This window comes from Streptomyces sp. NPDC058459 (genome assembly GCF_042721685.1).
In the GTDB taxonomy this organism is placed as follows: Bacteria; Actinomycetota; Actinomycetes; order Streptomycetales; family Streptomycetaceae; genus Streptomyces.
On sequence record NZ_JBHXLV010000025.1, the window covers coordinates 25,116 to 45,510 of the forward strand.

Below are 20,395 nucleotides of genomic sequence, written 5' to 3' on the forward strand. Positions count from 1 at the left end.
ACTACACCCACGTCCGGGGGCGGTAACGGTTGGCCCGTTCCACCAGTTCGATCCTCTCCTCGCCGCCGGGCGCCAGCCGGGCCAGCGTGCGGTAGGCGCGCTCCAGACCGAAGCGGAGATTCCGCTCGTCCAGACCGCTGCCGAGCAGCACCCGTGGGCCGGTGGCCGGTGGAGCGGTGCCCTGACCCCTGGAGAGTATCCAGTCCAGGGCGCAGCCGAGGACTTCGGCCGACAACCGCTCGCGCCGCGCCGGGTCGAGCCCGTACGCGTCCAGCGCCTCGACCTGGTCCGCCGCGGCGGACAGGTCGTCCAGGAACGGTACGTCACCGGCGGCAGCCGTGCGTCGCCGCAGCCGCGCCCGGACCGCCGCGACCCGCGCGGCCGTGTAGTGGATGGACGACTCCGGCACCGACTCCAGCGTCCGTACGGCGCCCGCCCGGTCCCCGCTCACCAGCCGCACCCGGGCCAGGCCGAACGCGGCGCTGACGAAGCTCGGATCGGTCGCCCACACCAGCCGGTAGTACTCGGCGGCGTTGTCCTGCTGTCCCAGCACCTCCGCGCACAGGCCGAGCGCCAGCTTGGGCGCGGCCTCGCCGGGAAACGCGTCGTAGATCGCGTCGAAGGCGAGGGCGGCGCTCTCGAAGTCGCCGGCGACCAGGGCGGCCACGCCCCGGTACCAGACCACCCGCCAGTCGTCGGGCCGTTCCTCGTCCAGCCGGGCCAGCGTCGCCCGCGCGGCCTCCCGGTCGCCGTGCTCCAGCAGGGCGCGCACCCTGCGCAGCCGGGTCTCCACGCCCTGGGCCGGCGCCGCGTCCAGCGCGCCGAGCAGTTCGGCCGGAGCGGAGGCGGCGAGGCCGGCCAGGAAGCCGGCGTCGGGGTCGTTCGGGTCCACCAGCGGTACGGGCAGCGCCAGCGCGGCGGCCGGGCTGTCGACCTCTCCGACCAGCGCGGGCGGCAGGCCGGGCGGACGGCCGGACCCGGGCAGCGGGCGCGCGCCGAGGCGGGACACCTCGCCGTCCAGTGCCGGGAACAACTCGGTGTCGGTCACCCGGACTTCGGGCCCGAACAGGGTCGACAGCGCGGGCCGCGCCTGCCCGGTGCTCAGCGACACCACCTCGCGCAGCACTCCGGTCAGCTGGTCGGCCATCTCCTGCGCGGAGGCGAACCGGCGGGCCGGGTCCGGGTCGGTGGCGCGGACCAGGAAGCGGTAGAAGGACTCGTAGCGCCGGAACACCTCGACGGTGTCCGGGTCGGGCAGCGAATCCGCGTAGACGCTGGTGTAGCCCTGGAAGTCGAAGGTGAGGACGGCCAGGGTGCGGCCCACCGTGTACAGGTCGCTGGCGGCCGAGGGGCCGACATCGGCGACCTCGGGAGCCTGGTAGCCGACCGTGCCGTAGATCGCGGACTCCTCGTCGTCCACGCGGCGCACGGCGCCCATGTCGATCAGCTTGAGCTGGTCCTCGGTCTGGATGGCGTTGTCGACCTTGAAGTCGCAGTACAGCAGGTTGCGGCTGTGCAGATGGCCGAGCGCCTCCAGCGCCTCGATGCCGTACGCGCACGCCTGCTCCACCGGCAGCGGGTCCCGCCTGCCGTCCGGGGCGCGGCGGGCGTTGGCGATCTCCTTCAGCGACCTGCCGCCGACGTACTCCATGACGATGTAGCCGTCGAGCGAGCCGGTGCGCTGGTCGAGGTGCTCGACGAAGTTGTAGATCCGCACGATGCCCGCGTGCTCGATCTCCGCCAGGAACCGGCGCTCGGAGATCGCCGCCGCCATCGCGTCCTGGTCACCGGTGTCCAGCAGGCCCTTGAGCACCACCCAGCGGTCGGACACCGCCCGGTCCACCGCGAGGTAGATCCAGCCGAGCCCGCCGTGCGCCAGACAGCCCGCCACCTCGTACTGCCCGTGCACGATGTCCCCGGCGCGCAGCTTGGGCACGAAGGAGTACGGGTGCCCGCACTTGGTGCAGAACCCCTCGGTGCGGCCCGGCCGTTCCCCGCGCGCCCGGCCGACCGGCGCCCCGCAGTCCGAGCGGGAGCAGTACCGCTTGCGCTCGGGCACCTGAGGGTTGTCCAGCACCATCGCGCGCGGGTCGGGCCTCGGCACCTGCGGCACCGCGACCAGACCGGCGCCCAGCCGGCCGCGCCCCGAGGGACCCGACGGCGAGGCCGAGCCGCGCACCGACACCGAGCGGCCGCCCGGCTTCCCCGCCGGCGAGCGGGAGAGCCGCCCCGACACCGAGCGCCGGGAGCGGGCGGACTGCGAGGAGCCGCGGGTGGCACCGCCGTCGATCCCGCTCGGCGCGGAGCCGGCCCCACCGCCCGGCTCCGGGGCCTTCGGGGAGACCACCGGGGCCAGTCCGCAGGTGTCGCAGTACAGCTCGCCGCCGCCCATGTCCTCGTACGTGCCCGCGCAGTCCGGCCGCTGGCAGGTGCGCCGTTCCTCGCTCACTCCCCGTCCCCCATGTCGTCCGCCGTGGCGTCCTCGGGCGCGTACTGCTCCGGTACCCGCGGCGGGGCCAGCAGTTCGGCGGCCGCGTGCTGGTAGCGCAGGACCGCCTGCTCGGCCACGCGCAGGTCGCAGGGCGCGCTCCACAGCATCCGGCGGGCGGCGTCGTACCGCTCGATCAGCAGCCGGTCCTCGGCCAGGCCGTGCCGGGTGACCTTCGCGCGGTAGGCGTCCAGCCGGCCGCGCAGCTCGGCGCGGACCGCGAGCGGCGCGGTGACCGCCGTCAACGACTCGCGGGCGCGCAGCAGTTCGTCCTCCGCCCGCTGCTCCAGCGACTCCAGCAGCGGGGACAGGCGGTGCCAGCGGGCGTGGCGGCGGTGCTCGGCCGCCGTCGCCAGCTGCTCCTGGAGCACGGTCGGCGGGCCGCTGACCACCGGTACCTCGGTCGCGGCGATCTTCGCCAGTACCTCACCGCGCGCGGTACGCGCCTCGGCCAGGGTGCGGTCGGCGCGGGAGAGCACGTCCCGCAGCCGGATCAGCCGCTCCTCGGCGTCCTGCCGGACGGTCAGCACCGCCTCGATCTCCCGGCGCACGTCCTCCAGCGCCCGCGCCTCCCGGTCGTACACCGTGGTATCCGGGCGGCCGCCGCCGGGCGCGGAGCCGCCCCCGGCCGGCACCCAGTGCGCCAGCGGATCGCGCACGACCTCCTCGCGCAGCCCGGTCAGGGTGCGGGTGATGCCCTCCAGGTCGTCCCCGGAGGGGTGTTCGCCGGGGCGGACGCCGACGGAGTGCGCCAGCCGGCGGGTGCGCTGGAGTTCGGCGGCCAGCAGGTCGATCCGGGCGGGCAGCGCCGACCACACCGCGTCGGCGGCCACCACCATGTCCAGCGAGGACGCGTACAGCTCGTTCATCCGGTCCACCAGGGCGGCCAGCGTGAAGCTCTCGCTGAGCACGGCCGGACCCGAGACGCCGCCGGCCACCGTGACCGACTCCCCGCGCAGCAGCCCGGTCAGCTCCACCAGGTCCTCCCGGCTGGACCAGCGGCGCCGGGAGCGGATCTCGCGGGCCTCGCGCACGGCGGCCGTGTACGCGTCGAAGCAGGTCCACAGCAGGGTGATCGACGCCTCCGTGGCGGCCCACCGCTCCCTGGTGACACCGGTCAGCTCGGCCCCTTCGAGGAGACGGCGGCCGGCGTGGTCCTGGAGCGCGAACAGCGAGGTCTCGATGGCCTCGTGCTCCTGGCCGAGCCGCGCCAGCGCACGGTCCACCTCATCCCGGTCCATCACCGGCCCGGCGGGGTCCGTGACGCCCATCGATCACCTCTCGCTGTGTGGTCGGTCTGGCCCGTGCGTGCTCGGCTTCAGCTCTCGCGCAGGTACTGCGGGGCGGGCGGTCTGGAGGAGCGCGCGTCCTCGCCCAGTGTGGCCGACAGCCACTTGTCGTACGACGCCTGCCAGCCGTCGGCCCGGTAGCCCACCAGGACGCGGTTGACGCGGCGCACCAGGTCGGTGGCGTCCTTCTTCATCGCCACGCCGTAGTACTCGGTGGTGAACGGCTTGCCCAGCACCCGCACCGTGGGGTCCTGCGCGGCCTGGCTGGCGGCCAGCGCGCCGTCGGTGACCACCGCGTCCGCCTCGCCCAGCTGGAGCCGTACCAGGCAGTCCAGCTGGTTGGGCACGGTCGCGGAGAAGTCCGTGGTGGCGGGCAGCGCCTTGCGCTCCCGGTCCGCCTTCAGCCTGCCGTAGGCGGTCGAACCGGCCGCCGTGCAGACCTTCTTGCCGGCCAGCGAGCCGTCGTAGCCCCTGACGGTGGAGGCGTCGGGGACGAGGAGCTGCTGGCCGGTCTTGAAGTAGGGCGCGGAGAACGCCACGTCGCGCAGCCGGTCGCAGGTGATGGTCATCGTCCGGACCACCATGTCGACCGTGCCGTCCTGGATCGCGGGGATGCGCTGGCTGGTCGGGATCGCCTTGAACTGGACGTCGTCCGGGCTGCCGAGGATGTCCTCGGCGATGCGGTGCACGAGGTCGATGTCGAAGCCCTCCAGCTCCGCGCCCTCGGTGCTGGGGTTGCGGTAGCCCCAGCGGTAGCTGTTCTGGTCGATGCCCACGATCAGCTTGCGCCGGTCGCCCTTGCGGGCCTTGATGGCGTCGATGGTCGGGCCGTCCGAGCCGGACGGGGGAGGGGTGCGGTTCTGCGCCGCCGACTCCACGCAGTCGTCCGCGCGGGCCGGGCTGCCGCTGACCAGGCTCCGGCCCACCGGTCCGGCGCCGGCCGCCGGGTGCGCCTGCGTACGCGGGAGCAGCATGGCGAACGCCAGTGCCAGCGCGCACAGCACCGCCATCGCCCCTACCCCGCCCCAGCCGCGCAGCCAGGTGCGCGTCCGCGCCGCCTCCATCGCCTGGCCCCCTGTCACCGGTACTCCGAAAGCCTGCGCCCGATGCCGAACACCGCGCCCGCCGCGCCCAGGACACCGAGCGCGGCCGCGCCCCCGGGCAGCCCGGCCATGGCGTCCCGGCCGTCGGCGGCGGCCCGGTCGAACTCCGTCTGCTCATGGCCGAGCGCGCGGGTCAGGCTGCCGTCCACGCCGTCGAAGGCGGCGCCGGTGGTGTCGTCGGCCCCGATCACCTGGTCCAGCGCGCGCTGGTAGTTGCCCCGCTCGTCCTCGTCACGGGCGGCCCGGTGCCGCTTCTTCCACTCGGCCGTGTCGCCCAGGGCCGAGTCCACCGGCCGGCCGCCCTTGTCGTCGTCGGCGAGCCGCCGGGCCTCGGTGAGCCGGGCGTCCAGCGTGGCGACGTCCCGGTCGAAGGCGTAGTAGTAGGCGTCCTTCTTGCTGCCGTTCACCTCGACGGTCTCCGCTCCGCGCGCCACCAGGCTCAGGTTCTCGTTGCCGCGCGCCTTCAGGGCGGCGATCTGGGCGTTGTGCAGGACGTTCAGGGAACGGATGCCGTGGTCGTAGGAGCCGGACAGCTCGGAGCGGGCCACGGTGTGGCCGACGACCAGCCAGAGCAGCACCACGACGGTCGCGGCCGAGGCGGCGGCCAGACCGTGGTTCACGACGCGGTTGGTCCGGCGGAAGTCCCGGTACTGGGCCAGCCCCAGCGCGGCCAGCGCGAGCAGGCCGAGCGCGATCCCCGCCCAGGGGTAGGGGGTGGCGTCCGCGTAGTCGGCGTCCAGCCGCTGGTTCTCCTTGGTGTACAGGTCCTGCGCGGCCGGGAGCATCTCGGTGCGCATCTTCTCGTCGGCGTACCGCAGGTAGGCGCCGCCCACCGGGTAGCCCTGGCGGTTGTAGACGCGGGCCCGCTCGATCAGGCCCTTGTACTCGGGCAGCAGCCCGTTCAGCTTGCGGACGGTGGCCTCGGACGGGGAGCCCGGCTCGGTGTCGGCAGCCGCGCGGACCAGGCCGGAGGCGGCGGTACGGATGTCGTCCTCGTACCGCTCCCGGTTCGCGGCGCTCTCCCGGGGGCCCGCCAGGAAGCCTGTGGAGGCGGCGGTGTTGGCGTCGGCCAGCGAACGGTAGATCGCGGCCGCGCCCGAGCTGAGCGGCTGGCTGCGGGTCTGCACGTCGTCGGCGGCGCTCGCCCGCTCGCCGCTCTGCCACGCGGTGACCGCGCCGAACGCGACGACCAGCAGGGCGAGTACGGCCCCGATGACCCGCAGCCGGCCCGGCTCGGTGGTCGCGGCGTCCCGCAGCCGCTCGGCCCCCTCGGCGAACGCGGTCCGCCGCACGGGCGGCAGGCCGCCCCGGCCGCGCTGGGCCGGGATGGTCGCGTTGGCCGAGGTGACCGGTGGTGCGGCTGTGGCACCGCTGCGCGGCGGTTGTGTCACCCGACCTCCCCCATGGTCATCCGTCTGGCCGTCAGTATCGCCGCCCCCGCCCCCCTTCGCACCAGCCTTCACCGCATCTTGATCGGATCAGGCGGAGAAGCGGGCCCTACCCCCCTGTCCGGAAACACGCCGTACCCTTCCCCGGCGGTTCCCCGGCGTCGATTCACCGGGAGATGTCAGCGGGTCGTCGGACCCGTGGCCGCCTCCCAGTGCTCGCGGGCCCGTTCCAGTGCCTCGGGGGGCGCGCCCAGGTGGTCGAGGCCGAGCAGGGTGGCGCCCAGGACCGGGGGAGCGGTGACCAACCGGGCTCGCGCGAACGGGGCCCGGACGGCGAGACGGGTGTGGATGCCCTCGTCCAGCCGGGCGTGGCCCGCTGCCAGGACGCTGCCGCCCAGCAGCACCGGGGTGGGCTCGGTGAGGAGGCCGAGGCGGGTCAGGGCGACCGTGGCCATGAGGGTCACCTCCTCCGCGAGGCGGTCGACCAGGGAGCAGGCCACCGGGTCGCCCTCGGCCGCCGTCGAGAAGAGGACCGGGGTCAGTTCATGGCGGCGGGCGGAAGCGAGCCGGCCCAGGTGCAGGGACTCGATCAGGGCGGCCGTCGTGGGCAGCCCGAAGTGGGCCGGGAGGGTGCGGGAGAGGGCGGTCGGCCCGCCCCGGCCGTCCTCCGCGCGGACCGCGTGCCACAGCGCCTCCCCCGCCAGGCTCCAGCCGCCGCCCCAGTCGCCGGAGAGCCGGCCGAGCGCCGGGAAGCGGGCCGTACGGCCGTCGGGGCGCATGCCGGCGCAGTTGATGCCGGCCCCGCACACCACGGCCACGCCCCGCAGCTCCGCCACACCCGCGCGCAGGACGGCGAAGGTGTCGTTGCGCACCGCAACCGAGGCGCCCCACGAGCGCGCGGTCACCGCCGCCGCCAACCGCTCCTCCTCCACCGGGAGATCGGCGTTGGCCAGGCAGGCGGAGATGTGCGAGACGGACGGCACCCCCGCCTCGGCGAGCGCCCGCTCCACCGGCTCGGCGAGGGCCGCCAGCGCCCGCGCCACGCCCACCACCGGGGGCCGGAAGCCCCCGCCGCGCGCCGTGGCCAGCACCTCCTCGGCCGCGCCGACCACGGCCACGTCGGTCTTGCTGTTGCCCGCGTCGACGGCGAGGACGGTCCCGGTCAGGCCCACGCGAGGTGCTCCCGGTTGTGCGCGAGGAGGAGGTCGGTGAGGGTCTCGGCGTACGCGTACTGGCCCACCAGCGGGTGCGCGAGCAGCGCCCGGAACACCCGGTCCCGGCCGCCGCGCAGGGCCGCGTCCAGCGCGAGTTCCTCGTACGCCGTCACGTTCGCCAGCAGCCCCGCGAACAGCGGGTCGACGCCCGGCACCGGGAGCGGCTCCGCCCCGGCCGGGCCGACCGCGGCGGGCACCTCGATCACCGCGTCGTCGGGGAGGAACGGCAGCGTGCCCCCGTTGACCGTGTTCACCACCTGGTACGGGCTGCCCCCGCCGCCCAGCAGGGCGGCCGCCACATCCACGGCCGCCTCCGAGTAGTAGGCACCGCCCCGCCGAGCCAGCAGCGCGGGCTTCTCGTCCAGCGCCGGGTCGGCGTACATCGTCAGCAGCTCCCGCTCCAGCGCCGCGACCTCGGCCGCCCGCGAGGGCTTCAGCCGCTGCTCGCCCACCACCTCGTCGTGCAGGTAGTAGTAGCGCAGGTAGTACGACGGAACGGCGCCCAGCCGCTCCAGCAGCGGGCGCGGCAGCCTGAGGTCGGCGGCGACCGCGTCGCCGTGCTCGGCCAGCAGCCGGGGGAGCACGTCCTCGCCGCCGGGGCCGCCGAGGCGTACGGCGGTCTCCCAGGTGAGGTGGTTGAGGCCGACGTGGTCGAGGTGGACCTCGCCCGGCTCGGCGCCGAGCAGCGCGGCGAACTTCCGCTGGAGCCCGATCGCCACGTTGCACAGGCCGACCGCGCGGTGGCCCTCCTGGAGCAGGGCGCGGGTGACGATGCCGACCGGGTTGGTGAAGTCGATGATCCACGCCTCGGGGTTGGTCCGCCGGACCCGCTCGGCGATGTCCAGCACCACCGGGACCGTGCGCAGCGCCTTGGCGAGGCCGCCCGCACCGGTCGTCTCCTGCCCGAGGCACCCGCACTCCAGCGGCCAGGTCTCGTCCCACTCGCGCGCCGCCTGCCCGCCGACCCTGAGCTGGAGCAGCACGGCGTCCGCGTCCGCCACCCCCGCGTCCAGGTCGGAGGTGGTGACGACCCGGCCCGGGTGCCCCTGCCGGGCGAAGATGCGGCGGGCCAGCCCGCCCACCAGCTCCAGCCGGTCCGCCGCCGGGTCCACCAGCACCAGCTCGGTGACCGGCAGCGCGTCCCGCAGCCGGGCGAAGCCGTCGACGAGTTCGGGTGTGTAGGTCGAACCTCCGCCGACCACGGTCAGTCTCACGGGCGACTCCCTCGCATGCGACGGGCTCCTCGGCCAGCAGGAACCTAGGCGCAGGCGGCAGAGTCCGTCAACGACGCCCGCCCCCGCTCACGACGGTGTGCGGGGGCGCGGTGAAGTGCTACTTGGCCGGGGGCTTCTGCGTGGTGACCGGGGTGGTGAGCGGGTTGGTGGCCAGCGACTGCGGGGAGGTGGCGTTGCTGAACGCCGAGGGCGCGGCGACCGAGGCCGAGGCATCCGGGGTCTCGCCCTCGGGGACCACGGCGGTGGCACCGCCCACGATCGGGATGCTCGCCCTGTCGAAGGCCCGCTTGATCCGCCAGCGCAGCTCGCGCTCGACCGAGACCGACTTGCCCGGCATGGTCTTGGCGGAGACCCGGATGACCATGGAGTCGATCAGCACGCTGTCCAGGCCCAGCACCTCGATGGGGCTCCAGAGCAGCTCGTTCCACGGCTCCTCCTTGCCCATCCTCTCCGCGACCTCGTCCAGCACGGACCTGACCCTGTCCAGATCCTCGTCCGCGCGCACGGTGACGTCCACGCCCGCCGTGGCCCAGCCCTGGGAGAGGTTGCCGATGCGCTTGACCTCGCCGTTGCGGACGTACCAGATCTCGCCGTTGTCGCCGCGCAGCTTGGTCACGCGCAGGCCGACCTCGACCACCTCGCCGGTCGCCACCCCGGCGTCGACGGTGTCGCCGACGCCGTACTGGTCCTCGATGATCATGAAGACGCCGGACAGGAAGTCGGTGACCAGGTTCCGGGCGCCGAAACCGATCGCGACACCGGCGACACCGGCCGAGGCGAGCAGCGGGGCCAGGTCGATCCGGAAGGTGGAGAGCACCATCAGCGCGGCCGTGCCGAGGATGGTGAAGGACGCCACCGAGCGCAGGACCGAGCCGATGGCCGCCGAGCGCTGGCGCCGCCGCTCGTTGTTGACCAGCAGGCCGCTCAGCGGGGACTGGTCCACCACCTGCACGGTGCGGTTCATCCGCTCGATCAGCTTGGTGATGGCCCGGCGCACCACCGCGCGCAGCGCGACGGCGATGATCACGATCAGCAGGATCTGCAGGCCCATGGCCAGCCAGGTCGACCAGTTCTGCTCCACCCAGCTCGCCGCGTCCGCCGCGTTCTGCTGCGCGTCCTGGAGCGAGGGCACGGCCGGGTCCGAGCCCGATGGCGAGGGAGACGGCGAGACTCCGGCGGCCAGCAGGGCGACGGGCAGGGACACGGCGGGTACCTCCATGGTGCTGCGGTCCGCTCCGGCGGGGGCGGGCAAGGTAACGGAAGGGTCACCGGACGGACCGGACCACCACACTAACGGGGCATCGCGCGCGCACTCGCCGGTTCACCGGAGGCCCCCCGCCCCGACCGCGCCTGAGCAGGCCGTGCCGAGCGCGGGGCGCCGCTCGTGTGGTCGAAAACACTTCGAGCCCGTTACCGGCACATGGTGGCGCTCGGACCAGGCATGAGGGGAGACTGAACCAGATCGTCCCGGCGCGAGCCACGCGCCGCCGACGCCCAAGGAGGCCCCCGTGCCGCATGTCCTGGTCCTCAACGCGTCGTACGAGCCCCTCGGCGTCGTACCGCTCCGCCGCGCGCTCGTCCTCGTCCTGGAGAACAAGGCCGTCTCCCTGGAGGAATCCGGCGCCTATCTGCACAGCGCGTCCGTCACAGTCCCCGCACCCAGCGTGGTCCGGCTCAAGCGTTTCGTGCGGGTTCCCTACCGGGGGCCCGTTCCCCTCACCCGGCGCGCGCTGTTCGCACGGGACGGGGGCCGGTGCGCGTACTGCGGCGCCATCGCGACCAGTGTCGACCACGTCATCCCGCGCAGCCGCGGGGGCAAGCACGTCTGGGACAACGTGGTGGCCTCCTGCCGCCGCTGCAACCACGTCAAGGCCGACCGGCACCTGGTCGAGCTGGGCTGGCGCCTGCGCCACCAGCCGGCCCCGCCCACCGGCCTGGCCTGGCGCATCATCGGCACCGGCCATAGGGACCCGCGCTGGCTGCCCTACCTGCAGCCCTACGGCGCGGACGCCGCCCTGGCCCGGATCGACGGCATCTCCGCCTGACGGTCCGGGCCTTCGCGTACCCCCATCGGTGGGTTGCAGCGTGTGCGTCCGCATGTCTTCGGCCGGTTGCCGTGGGCACGGTCATGCCCACCGACCACGTTCACCATGAACGCGGTGGGCGCCGGCCAGGGCAGTTCGTCCACGGCGGGCCGGGGCTCTCCGGGCGGGCTCCGCGGGCCGTGTACAGGGCAGCGCCGGCCGCGAAGGCCGTCAGGGCTGCTGTCCAGGCGGCCGGCTGAGCGCCCGGCTGAAGCGGCCAGGCCCAGAGGGCGGCTGCGGGGCCCTGGGCTCCCGAGAAGGCGAGGGAGGCGGCAGAGACGTAGGCCACAGCGGGGAGCCAGCTCAGGCGGGCGCCGAGGAAGACGGCCGCCGAGGCGCTGAGACCCGCGCAGCCCAGGGTGTTGCGGATCATGGCGGGCGGGCCGAAGGTCTGGGCGTGGCCCAGCACCGCCAGGGGGAGCAGAAGGGCCGCCAGGGCGGTCAGCGACGCCAGCCAGACCAGCCGCAGGGGCCACCAGGGGCGTACGGCCGTACGGTCCAGCTCGTCGGAGCCGGAGCGCAGACTCGCGCCGATCACGGTGGCCGCCGCCAGCGGGGCCAGGGCGATGACGGGCACCCGGCGGGCGGGGTCGAGGTAGGCGTCCAGTGCCCCGGCCCCCCAGACGGCGGCCCCGGTGGTCGCGGCCAGGGCCGCCAGGGTCGGGGGGAGGGCGCGGGAGCGGGCGTAGAGCAGCTGGCCGGGGTTCACAGGGCCGGCACCCCCTCGTCGTCGCAGACCGCGCGGGCCGCGAAGTAGGCGGACAGCCAGACCCGGCGCCGCTCCTCGTCCAGGCCGGCCAGCGCCGCCCGCGCGGCACGGCTCGCCCGCAGGTGGGCACGCGCGGCCGCGTCGCCTCTGGCCTCGTCGGCGTCGAAAGCGCTCATCAGCGGACTCGGCGCGAGGTACGTCTGCACGGCGTCGTCCGCGAGCGTCACGCGCTCGGACTGTCGCTCGCACCGGCCCCGGCCCGTCAGCGCGGCGACCGCCTCGAAGGAGTACCGGTCCGGACGGACCAGCCGGCCCCGGACGAGTGACCAGCCGAGCGGCGTCAGGATCGGCAGTTGCGCCTCACCGGCGCGCGGTCCGCCCTGCCGGTCGGCCCAGCGCACCGGCAGTCCCCGTACACCCCGGAGCCTGCCGGTGACCCCGGACAGGGCCGCGGTGACCTGCGGAAGCAGCTTCCCGTACCGGGCGTTGACACAGACCGCCGGGGTCGTGGAGGTGTCGCACACCTGGCGGCGGAAGAGCGGTTCGGGCTGCCAGGTGGCGTTCCCGCCCTGCACGAGCAGCGCGCCCGCCGTGACGGCGGCGGCCAGCGGCAGCAGGGCGGTCACCCGGCGCCGGGCCGCGTACGCCAGGATGAGGGCGAGGGCCAGGCCGAGCGTCCAGGCGGCCATGGCGAGCGGCTGCCACCACACCGGCCGGCTGCCGTCCGGGGCGAACGAGGCCGGGTCGAGCGGCTGGACGCCGTCGTGCGGCAACGCCACGGCGAGCCCCGCGAACCCGGCCACGCCCAGCAGCGGGCCCGCGAGCAGGCTGGGCACGGTCCGCCCCACCACATGTCCCAGCAGGGACGCCGCCATCAGCGCGGCGGTGTCCCCCGGTACCAGGACCAGGTGCGGACGGTCGCCCAGGGAGTACGGCCAGGTGGCGGCGGTCACGCCGGCGACGACGAGCAGATAGCCGACGGCCACCCACAGGGCGACCGGGACGGCGTGGGCCAGCAGCCTGGTCAGCGGCGGCCTGACGGCCGTACACCACAACTCCTCGGTACGCCGCCGCCGTTCCCGCCCGCCGTGCAGGCAGCCGACCGCGGCGGCCATCGGCAGGACCATCAGCAGTCCGTCGTGCACCTGGCCGGCGGTCTCCGCCCAGTCACCCTGCCATTCCCGGGCGCCGGCGGTCATCATCACCCCGGCCGCCGCCATGACGGCGGCACCGGCGAGCGGGGGGAATCCCCGGACGGCCTGGGCGCGCAGGGGGTGCGGTGTCTTCGGCGTGGCCGTGCCGGTGGTCGTGGTCATCGCGCCGTCTCCCGCTGGGGCGTGGCCCGGTGAGCCCGCAGCGCCGCTGTGTAGCCGCGTTCGATCGGGTGGTCGCCGGGGCCGTCGGAGGTCTCGCCCAGCCGGGTCAGGGACTCGGGGGTGCCCCGGTAGGCGATCCGGCCCTCGTCCAGGAGGGTGACCTCCGTACAGGCGGCGGCCACGTCCTCCACCAGGTGGGTGGAGACCACCACCGTGGCCGAGGTGCCGAGTTCGCGCAGCAGTTCGCGGAACTCCACCCGCTGCTCCGGGTCCAGCCCGGCGGTGGGCTCGTCCAGCAGCAGCACACCGGGGTCGTTGACGACGGCCTGCGCGATGCCGACCCGGCGGACCATGCCGCCGGACAGCGTCCGCAGCTTGGCGCCGGCACGCTCCGCGAGGCCGACCCGCCGCAGCGCACGCTCCACGGCCGCCGGGACCCGGTCGGCCGGTACCTCCTTCAGCCAGGCCACGTACGCCACGAACTCCCGCACGGTGAAGGCCGGGTAGTAGCCGAACTCCTGCGGCAGATAACCGAGTCGCCGGCGGATCTCGGACAGCTCGTGCCGGTCGGCGCTGTCCCGGCCGAGCAGCTCCACGCTGCCGCCCGAGGGACGGGCCACGGTGGCGAGCACCCGGATCAGCGAGGTCTTCCCGGCGCCGTTCGGTCCGAGCAGGCCATGGACGCCGGTGCCCAGCTCCAGACCGACGGAGTCGAGGGCGACGGTTCTGCGATGCCGGACACACAGGCCGGTGACGCGGATGGACAAGGGAACTCCTCAAGGTCTCAGTGAGTGCGGTCGTACGCGGTACGGCGGGTCGCCAGCAGCAGGGCGCTCAGGGTGGCCGCCGCCGCCCACGCGGACTGGGCCGGGACGCCGTCCAGGCACCAGGCCAGCCGCGCGGCGACCCGTTCCGGCGACGGCGCGAGCACCACGCACAGCCAGCCGCCCGCCGTCAGGGCGGACGCGGTACGGAATCCGGCGAGCGGCCCGAGCGCCAGGGCGGCCAGCGTCAGTGCCAGCCCCGGCAGCAGCCACGCGGCGGCGTCCGGGGCGCCGGAGGCGGGCAGCAGCAGGCCGGTGAGGGTCAGTACGGGCAGGCTCACTCCGAGCACGGCCGCCGTACGGGTCAGGGCCAGCCGGAGACCGCCGCCCGGTGTGGAGACGGTCAGCTCGTGCAGGGGGTCGGCGTGCGGGCCGTAGGACAGCGCGACCCCGGCCACGGGCACCACCGGGGCGACGGCCAGCAGCAGCGTCCGCGCCTCGGGGCCGCCCCGGAGCTGACCCAGCAGCAGCGCGGCCCCGGCCACCAGGAGCAGGGCCCCCGACCAGGCACCGCGCACGGCGGGCCCCACCGCCCACAGCAGCCGGGTGAGCCGGGAGGCGCCGGTTCCCGACCCCCGTACGGAAACCGGCGCCACCTCCCGCCCGGCCTCGGCCAGCACGGCTCCCCGTACCTCCGTCAGCACGGCCCGCGCGGCCGTGCCCCGCACCGCCCCCGAGACGCGGGACGCGCACCCCGCGCAGGTCTCCAGGTGCTTCTCCAGGGACCAGGCGTCCGGCTCCGGCAGGGAGCCGCCGGCGTACCGGGCGGCCCGGGACTCGCTCACGTGCCACTGCCTGCTCATGCCGGGCCTCCCAGCGGGGACGGGTTCAACTTGGCGAGCACGGCCCGCAGTTCGGCACGGGCACGCCGGGCCCGGGACTTGACCGTGCCCTCGGGTATGCCGAGCAGCCGGGCCGCCTCGCGGGTGGTCAGCCCGTCCACCACCGTCGCGCGCAGCACCTCGCGCAGCTCGGGGGAGATCCGGTCCAGAGCGGTGCCGACATCGCCGTACTCCAGAGCGGCCAGCACCCGGTCCTCGGCGGACGGCGCTGCCGCCTCCGGCTCCACCGGCTCCGGCACGACCCGTACGGCACGCTCCTGTGCCCGGCGGGTGTCGACCAGGCGCCGGGCCGCGATCGTCCACAGCCAGCCGCCCGCCTCCTCGCCCCGGTGCGCGGCGGCCGAACGCCACACGGTGACGAAGGTGTCCTGGAGCACCTCCCGGACCACCTCCGGATCGGCGCAGCGCCGGGCCAGCCGGGCATGCAGCCACCCCGCGTGCCGGTCGTACAGGTCGGCCAGCGCGGCCTGGTCGCCGGCGGCGACGGACCGCAGCAGAGCCCCGTCGCTCTTCTCCCGGTGGCCCCCCACGGGGCGGAACAGTCTCACACCCCCTCTATCGCCCCGTCCCCGAGCGGTGGATCACTCCCGCGCCCGGGAGTGGCGTCCGTGTCTCTGGGTAGGGCTGGGGAATCCGGCAAAACGCACCTGCCCCCCGTGACCAAGGAGGCTCTCGTGGCCGCAGCGGCTCGTCCTTTCCTGCCCGCCCAGTGGAAACCCGAGGCGGAGACGCCCGCCGACCGCGCGTTCAGCGCGGAGAGCGCCTGCGTGGAGGCCCCGCTGACCAGCGAGCCCCCGCTGCCCGGTGCCGAGCCGCTGACCAGCGAGCCCCCGCTCGCCGAGACCGTCCCGCTCACCGGTGACGCCGACCCCGTCCCGGTCCGCCTCGGCCCGGCCGAATAGATGGCCGCGGCGCTCGACGACGACGAGCTGCGCGCGCTCGCGGAGCTGCACGGCGTCGCCACCTCCTACACCCCGTCCCCGGAGATCGTCGTCGCGGTGCCCGCCGCCGCCGTGACGGCCGCCCTGGCCGCCCTGGACATCGACGCGAGCACCCCGGACGCCGTCCGCGCCGCGCTCGCCGAGCGCGAGCGCGAGCTGCGGGAGCGGCTGCTGCCGCCCACCGTGGTCCGCTGGACGGGCCGGCCCGCCGCCGGTACCGGCACCCCCGCGCTCCCGGACCCCTTCGACGTCCTGCCGCCCGGCACCCGGCTGGAGATCGACACCGAGCAGGGTGAGCGGCACACCGGCATCGACGACCTCCCCACCGGCGTCCACCACGTCACCGCCGGCGCCCCCGACGGACGCACCTGCCACGCCCACCTCATCGTCGCCCCCGAGCGCCTCCCCACCCCGTCGGGCCGCTCCTACGGCCTGCTCGCCCAGCTCTACTCCGTGCTCTCCCACCGCTCCTGGGGCATGGGCGACCTCGGGGACCTCGCCGAGCTGGCCGCCTGGGCAGGACGCACCCACGGCGCCGGATTCGTGCAGGTCAACCCGTTGCACGCGGCCGTACCCGGCGCCCCCACCGACCCCTCCCCGTACCGCCCCTCCTCCCGCCGCTTCCCCGACCCGGTGCATCTGCGCGTCGAGGACATTCCGGAGTACGCCTACACCGTGCTCGACCCACGGCTGCGCGAGCGGGCCGAGCGGCTGCGCGCCGACGTGCTCGACAAGGGCGCCCTCATCGACCGCGACGCGGTGTGGGAGCTGAAGCGCGAGGCGCTGGAACACGTCGTACGGGTCCCGCTCGGCCCCGGCCGGCAGGCCGCGTACGACGCCTTCCGCGCCGAGGAGGGCCAGGCGCTGGAGGACCACGCCACCTGGTACGCCCTCGCCGAGGAGCGCGGCCCCGACTGGCGGACCTGGCCCGAGGAGCTGCGCGACCCCCGCTCGGCGGAGACCGCGCGCGCCCGCGCCCGCCTCGCCGGCCGGGTCGAGTTCCACACCCGGCTCGCCTGGCTCACCGACGGGCAGCTCCGCGCCGCCCAGCGGGCCGCCGAGGAGGCCGGGATGCCGATCGGGATCGTGCACGACCTCGCGGTCGGCGTGCATCCGGTGGGCGCCGACGCCTGGTCCCAGCAGGACCACTTCGCCGCCGGGATGTCGGTCGGCGCCCCGCCCGACGCCTTCAACGCGCGCGGCCAGGACTGGGGCCTGCCGCCCTGGCGCCCCGACCGGCTCGCTGAGTCCGGCCACGAGCCGTACCGCCGGCTGCTGCGCGCCCTGTTCCGCTACGCGGGCGCGCTCCGCATCGACCACGTCATGGGCCTGTTCCGGCTCTGGTGGGTCCCCGAGGGCAGCCCGCCCACCGACGGCACCTACATCCGCTACGACGCCGAGGCGATGCTCGCCCTGCTCGCGCTGGAGGCGTCCCGCGCGGGCGCGCTGGTGATCGGGGAGGACCTTGGCACTGTCGAGCCCGGCGTACGCGAGACGCTCCAGCGCCGCGGCGTGCTGGGCACCTCCGTGCTGTGGTTCGAGCGGGACTGGACCGGCGACGGCCGCCCGCTGCTCCCGGAGAGCTGGCGCGAGGACTGCCTGGCCACCGCCACCACCCACGACCTGCCGCCCACCGCGGCCCGGCTCACCGGCGAACACGTGGACCTGCGCGAGAAGCTCGGCCTGCTCCTGAAGTCGGGCGCCGAGGAGCGGGCGGACGCGGTCGCGGACACCGCCGAGTGGCTGGCCCTGCTCGGCAGCCTCGGCCTGCTGGACCTCCCGGCCGCCGGGCCGCCCGGCAGCGACGAGGAGGCCGAGATCGAGGGCTTCCACCGGTTCCTGCTGCGCACCCCGGCCCGGCTGGTCGGCGTGTGGCTCCCGGACGGCATCGGGGACCGGCGCCCGCAGAACGTGCCCGGCACCTGGGACCAGTACCCCAACTGGCGCCTGCCGGTGTCCGACCCCCAGGGGCGGCCGGTACCCCTGGAGGAGCTGACCGCGTCCCCGAGGCTACGGGCGCTGCTGGCCTCCGTGCGGGCGGGGCTGGAACACAGCCGTACCTGAGGCCCGCACCGGCCGCGCGTTCGGCACCCCGGGCGCGCGGCCGGTGCGGCGGTTCGCTAACTTGGGGAACGTGGACAAGAAGAACCCCCTGCGCGCCGGAGCCCTGGCGGCCGGCACGACGCTGATGATGCTGCTCATGTCGTCCCCCGCGCTCGCGGTCGCCCGCGACGACGGCGACGACCCCGGTCCCGGTCTCTCCGCGTGGCAGACCATCGGCCTGTACGTGCTGATCCCGCTCGCCCTGTTCGCCGTGATCGCCGGTCTGGTGATCGCGCTGGACAAGTCGCGGGCCGGCTCGTCCGCCTCGAAGAGCTGACGGACCTCAAGGTCCTGACCGCCGGGGACGCCGGTCCTCCCGCGTGAGCGGGCCCGGACCGTGCCCCGGCGTGTTTCTTTCCCCGTTCCCCCGAGGAGCCGCGGATGGCAGGCACCAACGGCGTCGCCGTAGTGGGCTGCGGCCCCACCGGACTGCTCCTCGCCGGTGATCTGGCCGAGGCCGGCATCCCGGTCACCGTGCTGGAGAAGCGGCCGCGCGGCATCAGCAACCTCACCCGGGCCTTCGCGCTGCACGCCCGTACGCTGGAGCAGCTCGACATGCGGGGTCTCGCCGACGGACTCGAGTCCCTCGGCCACCCCCTGACCCGCGTCCGCCTCTTCGACGGCCTCTCCCTCGACCTCTCCGGCCTCCCCACCCGCTTCCCGCACGTCCTGGTGATCCCGCAGTACGAGGTGGAACGGGCACTGGAGCGACGGGCCCGCGAGGCGGGCGTGCGGTTCGTCCACGAGGCGGAGGTGACCGCACTGACCCAGGACGCGTCCGGGGTGACGGTCCTCGGGCGGGGCATGGAGCCGCTGCGGGCTTCCTACGTGGTCGGCACGGACGGCATGCGCAGCGCGGTACGGCAGGCGGTGGGCCTCCCCTTCCCCGGACGGTCGGTCATCCGCTCCGTCGTGCTGGCGGACGTCCGCCTGGCCGAGGCCCCGCCCGACCTCTTCACCGCCGGCACCACGGGGGACGCGTTCGCCCTCCTCATCCCCTTCGGCGACGGCTACCACCGGGTGATCGGCTGGCACCGCTCCCACGACGTCCCCGACGACGCGCCTCTCGACCTCGCCGAGATCAAGGACATCGTCCGCGCCGCCCTCGGCCGGGACCACGGCATGCGCGACCCACGCTGGCTGTCCCGCTTCCACAGCGACGAACGCCAGGCCCCTTCGTACCGCGCCGGCCGGGTCCTCCTCGCCGGCGACGCCGCCCACGTCCACTCGCCGGCGGGTGGCCAGGGCATGAACACCGGCCTCCAGGACGCGGCCAACCTGAGCTGGAAACTGGCGGCGGTGCTGGACGGCCGCGCGGACGCGTCCCTGCTGGACACGTACGACACCGAACGCCACCCGGTGGGCCGCACCGTCCTGCGCAGCAGCGGTGCGCTGATCCGCCTGGCGATGGCGAACCGGCCGTGGACGCGGGGACTCCGCTCCGCCCTGACGACCCTGATCACCCACGCCCCCGCCCTCCGCCGCAGGGCGATGCACCAGGTCACGGGCCTCGGCTACTCCTACGGCCCCGGCCCCCTCACCGGCAGACGAGCCCCGGACATCCCGCTACCGGGCGCTACCCGCCTCTACGAGGCCCTCCGCACAGGCAACTTCGTCCTCCTGACCCAGGGCCCCCACGAGCCCCCGGCCCACCCCCACCTCACGACCTCCGAGTGGAGGGGCCCCCGGACCCTGCTGATCCGCCCGGACGGGTACATCGCGTGGACAGCGAAGTCCCCGTCCCCAACGCAGCTGGAGCGGGCCTTGCTCGAACACGTGGGTTCACCGGACCGACTGACTCACTCCGCGAAGAACTCGTACTGAAGCTCGTAGAGGTGGCCCGCCTTGACCATGACGGTCGCTTCGATGGGCCGGTCGTCGTCGCTGAACACCGGGAAGCGTCGAAGCGCTCTTCGAGCTGGACGGTCGGGGCGGGCTGGCTACCGCCGCCAGCTCGCCGCTCATGATCTCGTCGCGCAGGTCGGCGCCGATCCGCTCGCGCAGCGACCGTCGATCAGAGGCGCCGGTGTCGTTGATGGGCACGGTCATCCGATCCGAATCTCGTAGCGGAGCTGCTGACGGTCGGCGGGCATCAGCATGAGGTCCGCCTGAATCGGCCGGTCGGCGTCGTCAAAGGTGACCCTGCTCAAGCACAGGACAGGTTCGCCAGTATCCAGACGCAGCGCCTCGCGCTCCTCCGGGTCAGGCAGTCGGGCCGTCACGTCCTCGCGCACACGGACGCCAAGATGACCGAGTTCAGCGAGCAGCGTCACCGCCCCGCCACGAATCTTGCCCCGCTCAGCGAGAGGGGTGCCCCGCGCGATGGCAGTCGGGTAGTAGGTATCGGTCAACTCAACCGGCATCCCGTCCAGTTCGATGACCCGACGACGCGTGACGACCGCTTCTCCGGCAGTCATCCCCAACAGGGCGGCCACCTCGTCCGATGAGGGCACCTCACCGGCATGCACGATCCGCTGGCCACCCTTCCCACCCCGCGCAGCCGCCTCCGCACCCCAGGCATCGGTCTGCCCTTGGTTGCGCGGCGTCAGATACGGCATCGAGGCGCTGACCCACCTGCTGTCACTCACGGCGTCCTCCTCAATCGGGCTCTCCGGGCTACACGTTAGGCGACCCGTCCGAGTGACGAGTTCCGCGCTCACACAGATCAGACAGTGCGTCGATCCGCGTCGAAGTGCGTGACAGAGGCGGTGGAGCGCCGGTGGTCGAAGCGGGCGGACTTGATGAGTGCGCCGGCCGAGGACTCCTCGTCGGGCGCCCTAGGGTAGGCGGGAGCGTTGCGCTCAGGGTCATGCCATCAGTGTCAAGGTGACGAAAGGGGCGCCCGGCGTAAGGCCGGGC

18 protein-coding genes and 1 pseudogene are annotated in these 20,395 nt (G+C 74.7%); 5 read left to right on the forward strand and 14 right to left on the reverse strand.

What is annotated here, in order from left to right; all coding sequences use genetic code 11:
- Position 1: 1 nt before the first annotated feature.
- From ACFWN1_RS07705 to ACFWN1_RS07735, 7 genes are all read right to left on the reverse strand, one after another.
- Complete coding sequence (locus ACFWN1_RS07705; protein ID WP_384359236.1) at positions 2 to 2,392, reverse strand: tetratricopeptide repeat protein; 2,391 nt, start codon at positions 2,390 to 2,392, stop codon at positions 2 to 4.
- 53 nt (positions 2,393 to 2,445) lie between these two features.
- Complete coding sequence (locus tag ACFWN1_RS07710) at positions 2,446 to 3,759, reverse strand: hypothetical protein (RefSeq protein WP_384359219.1); 1,314 nt, start codon at positions 3,757 to 3,759, stop codon at positions 2,446 to 2,448.
- Positions 3,760 to 3,806: 47 nt separating this feature from the next.
- Complete coding sequence (locus ACFWN1_RS07715) at positions 3,807 to 4,841, reverse strand: glutamate ABC transporter substrate-binding protein (RefSeq protein ID WP_384359237.1); 1,035 nt, start codon at positions 4,839 to 4,841, stop codon at positions 3,807 to 3,809.
- Positions 4,842 to 4,855: 14 nt separating this feature from the next.
- A complete protein-coding gene (locus ACFWN1_RS07720; RefSeq protein WP_384359220.1) occupies positions 4,856 to 6,271 on the reverse strand; it encodes a hypothetical protein in 1,416 nt (471 codons plus the stop codon).
- A gap of 176 nt (positions 6,272 to 6,447) precedes the next feature.
- The gene (locus tag ACFWN1_RS07725; protein WP_384359221.1) at positions 6,448 to 7,440 is read right to left on the reverse strand and encodes an N-acetylglucosamine kinase; all 993 of its coding nucleotides are present in this window, start codon (positions 7,438 to 7,440) and stop codon (positions 6,448 to 6,450) included.
- The gene (locus ACFWN1_RS07730; RefSeq protein ID WP_384359222.1) at positions 7,431 to 8,696 is read right to left on the reverse strand and encodes a 6-phospho-beta-glucosidase; all 1,266 of its coding nucleotides are present in this window, start codon (positions 8,694 to 8,696) and stop codon (positions 7,431 to 7,433) included. Before ACFWN1_RS07730 ends, ACFWN1_RS07725 begins: the two co-directional genes overlap by 10 nt.
- 118 nt (positions 8,697 to 8,814) lie before the next feature.
- On the reverse strand, positions 8,815 to 9,936 hold the full coding sequence (locus ACFWN1_RS07735; RefSeq protein ID WP_384359223.1) for a mechanosensitive ion channel family protein: 1,122 nt from the start codon (positions 9,934 to 9,936) through the stop codon (positions 8,815 to 8,817).
- A gap of 289 nt (positions 9,937 to 10,225) precedes the next feature.
- Between ACFWN1_RS07735 and ACFWN1_RS07740 the strand changes: the two genes are divergently transcribed.
- On the forward strand, positions 10,226 to 10,762 hold the full coding sequence (locus ACFWN1_RS07740; RefSeq protein WP_384359224.1) for an HNH endonuclease: 537 nt from the start codon (positions 10,226 to 10,228) through the stop codon (positions 10,760 to 10,762).
- Positions 10,763 to 10,862: 100 nt separating this feature from the next.
- Here ACFWN1_RS07740 and ACFWN1_RS07745 read toward each other — a convergent pair whose 3' ends face one another.
- Genes ACFWN1_RS07745 through ACFWN1_RS07765 form a run of 5 tightly spaced genes read right to left on the reverse strand, consistent with a single transcriptional unit; the run spans position 10,863 to position 15,040 of the window.
- A complete protein-coding gene (locus ACFWN1_RS07745; protein WP_384359225.1) occupies positions 10,863 to 11,510 on the reverse strand; it encodes a hypothetical protein in 648 nt (215 codons plus the stop codon).
- Positions 11,507 to 12,826: a hypothetical protein gene (locus tag ACFWN1_RS07750; protein ID WP_384359226.1), complete on the reverse strand. Its 1,320-nt coding sequence runs from the start codon at positions 12,824 to 12,826 to the stop codon at positions 11,507 to 11,509. Before ACFWN1_RS07750 ends, ACFWN1_RS07745 begins: the two co-directional genes overlap by 4 nt.
- Positions 12,823 to 13,593 (reverse strand): ABC transporter ATP-binding protein, encoded by a 771-nt coding sequence (locus ACFWN1_RS07755; protein WP_384359227.1) that lies wholly within the window; start codon positions 13,591 to 13,593, stop codon positions 12,823 to 12,825. The genes ACFWN1_RS07750 and ACFWN1_RS07755 overlap by 4 nt, the downstream gene beginning before the upstream one ends.
- Before the next feature lie 17 nt (positions 13,594 to 13,610).
- Complete coding sequence (locus ACFWN1_RS07760) at positions 13,611 to 14,453, reverse strand: zf-HC2 domain-containing protein (protein ID WP_384359228.1); 843 nt, start codon at positions 14,451 to 14,453, stop codon at positions 13,611 to 13,613.
- On the reverse strand, positions 14,450 to 15,040 hold the full coding sequence (locus ACFWN1_RS07765; RefSeq protein WP_384359229.1) for an RNA polymerase sigma factor: 591 nt from the start codon (positions 15,038 to 15,040) through the stop codon (positions 14,450 to 14,452). Before ACFWN1_RS07765 ends, ACFWN1_RS07760 begins: the two co-directional genes overlap by 4 nt.
- Before the next feature lie 126 nt (positions 15,041 to 15,166).
- On the opposite strand from ACFWN1_RS07765, the gene ACFWN1_RS07770 reads away from it, so the two are divergent.
- The 4 genes from ACFWN1_RS07770 (at position 15,167) to ACFWN1_RS07785 (ending at position 19,360) form a co-directional block, all read left to right on the forward strand.
- A complete protein-coding gene (locus ACFWN1_RS07770; RefSeq protein WP_384359230.1) occupies positions 15,167 to 15,394 on the forward strand; it encodes a hypothetical protein in 228 nt (75 codons plus the stop codon).
- Positions 15,395 to 17,497, forward strand: a complete 2,103-nt coding sequence (gene malQ, locus ACFWN1_RS07775) for a 4-alpha-glucanotransferase (protein WP_384359231.1) — start codon at positions 15,395 to 15,397, stop codon at positions 17,495 to 17,497.
- A 70-nt stretch (positions 17,498 to 17,567) separates the two neighbouring features.
- Entirely contained in the window at positions 17,568 to 17,813 is a 246-nt protein-coding gene (locus ACFWN1_RS07780) for a hypothetical protein (protein ID WP_384359232.1), read from the forward strand.
- A 104-nt stretch (positions 17,814 to 17,917) separates the two neighbouring features.
- Positions 17,918 to 19,360 (forward strand): FAD-dependent monooxygenase, encoded by a 1,443-nt coding sequence (locus tag ACFWN1_RS07785; protein WP_384359233.1) that lies wholly within the window; start codon positions 17,918 to 17,920, stop codon positions 19,358 to 19,360.
- Here ACFWN1_RS07785 and ACFWN1_RS07790 read toward each other — a convergent pair.
- Together ACFWN1_RS07790 and ACFWN1_RS07795 are read right to left on the reverse strand one after the other, a co-directional pair.
- Positions 19,336 to 19,438 (reverse strand): annotated as a pseudogene (locus ACFWN1_RS07790) (GntR family transcriptional regulator); the annotation flags it as partial. The gene ACFWN1_RS07785 and the pseudogene ACFWN1_RS07790 sit on opposite strands and share 25 nt — an antisense overlap.
- Before the next feature lie 143 nt (positions 19,439 to 19,581).
- The gene (locus tag ACFWN1_RS07795) at positions 19,582 to 20,124 is read right to left on the reverse strand and encodes a GntR family transcriptional regulator (protein ID WP_384359234.1); all 543 of its coding nucleotides are present in this window, start codon (positions 20,122 to 20,124) and stop codon (positions 19,582 to 19,584) included.
- Between the last annotated feature and the right edge of the window lie 271 nt (positions 20,125 to 20,395).

What these genes read in the sequence shown, in the direction of transcription:
- ACFWN1_RS07715 (WP_384359237.1), bottom strand. Translation starts at nt 4,841, where the DNA reads ATGGAGGCGGCGCGGACGCGCACCTGGCTGCGCGGCTGGGGCGGGGTA.
- ACFWN1_RS07735 (WP_384359223.1), bottom strand. Translation starts at nt 9,936, where the DNA reads ATGGAGGTACCCGCCGTGTCCCTGCCCGTCGCCCTGCTGGCCGCCGGA.
- malQ (WP_384359231.1), top strand. Translation starts at nt 15,395, where the DNA reads ATGGCCGCGGCGCTCGACGACGACGAGCTGCGCGCGCTCGCGGAGCTG.
- ACFWN1_RS07710 (WP_384359219.1), bottom strand. Translation starts at nt 3,759, where the DNA reads ATGGGCGTCACGGACCCCGCCGGGCCGGTGATGGACCGGGATGAGGTG.
- ACFWN1_RS07760 (WP_384359228.1), bottom strand. Translation starts at nt 14,453, where the DNA reads ATGAGCAGGCAGTGGCACGTGAGCGAGTCCCGGGCCGCCCGGTACGCC.
- ACFWN1_RS07750 (WP_384359226.1), bottom strand. Translation starts at nt 12,826, where the DNA reads ATGACCACGACCACCGGCACGGCCACGCCGAAGACACCGCACCCCCTG.
- ACFWN1_RS07785 (WP_384359233.1), top strand. Translation starts at nt 17,918, where the DNA reads ATGGCAGGCACCAACGGCGTCGCCGTAGTGGGCTGCGGCCCCACCGGA.
- ACFWN1_RS07705 (WP_384359236.1), bottom strand. Translation starts at nt 2,392, where the DNA reads ATGGGCGGCGGCGAGCTGTACTGCGACACCTGCGGACTGGCCCCGGTG.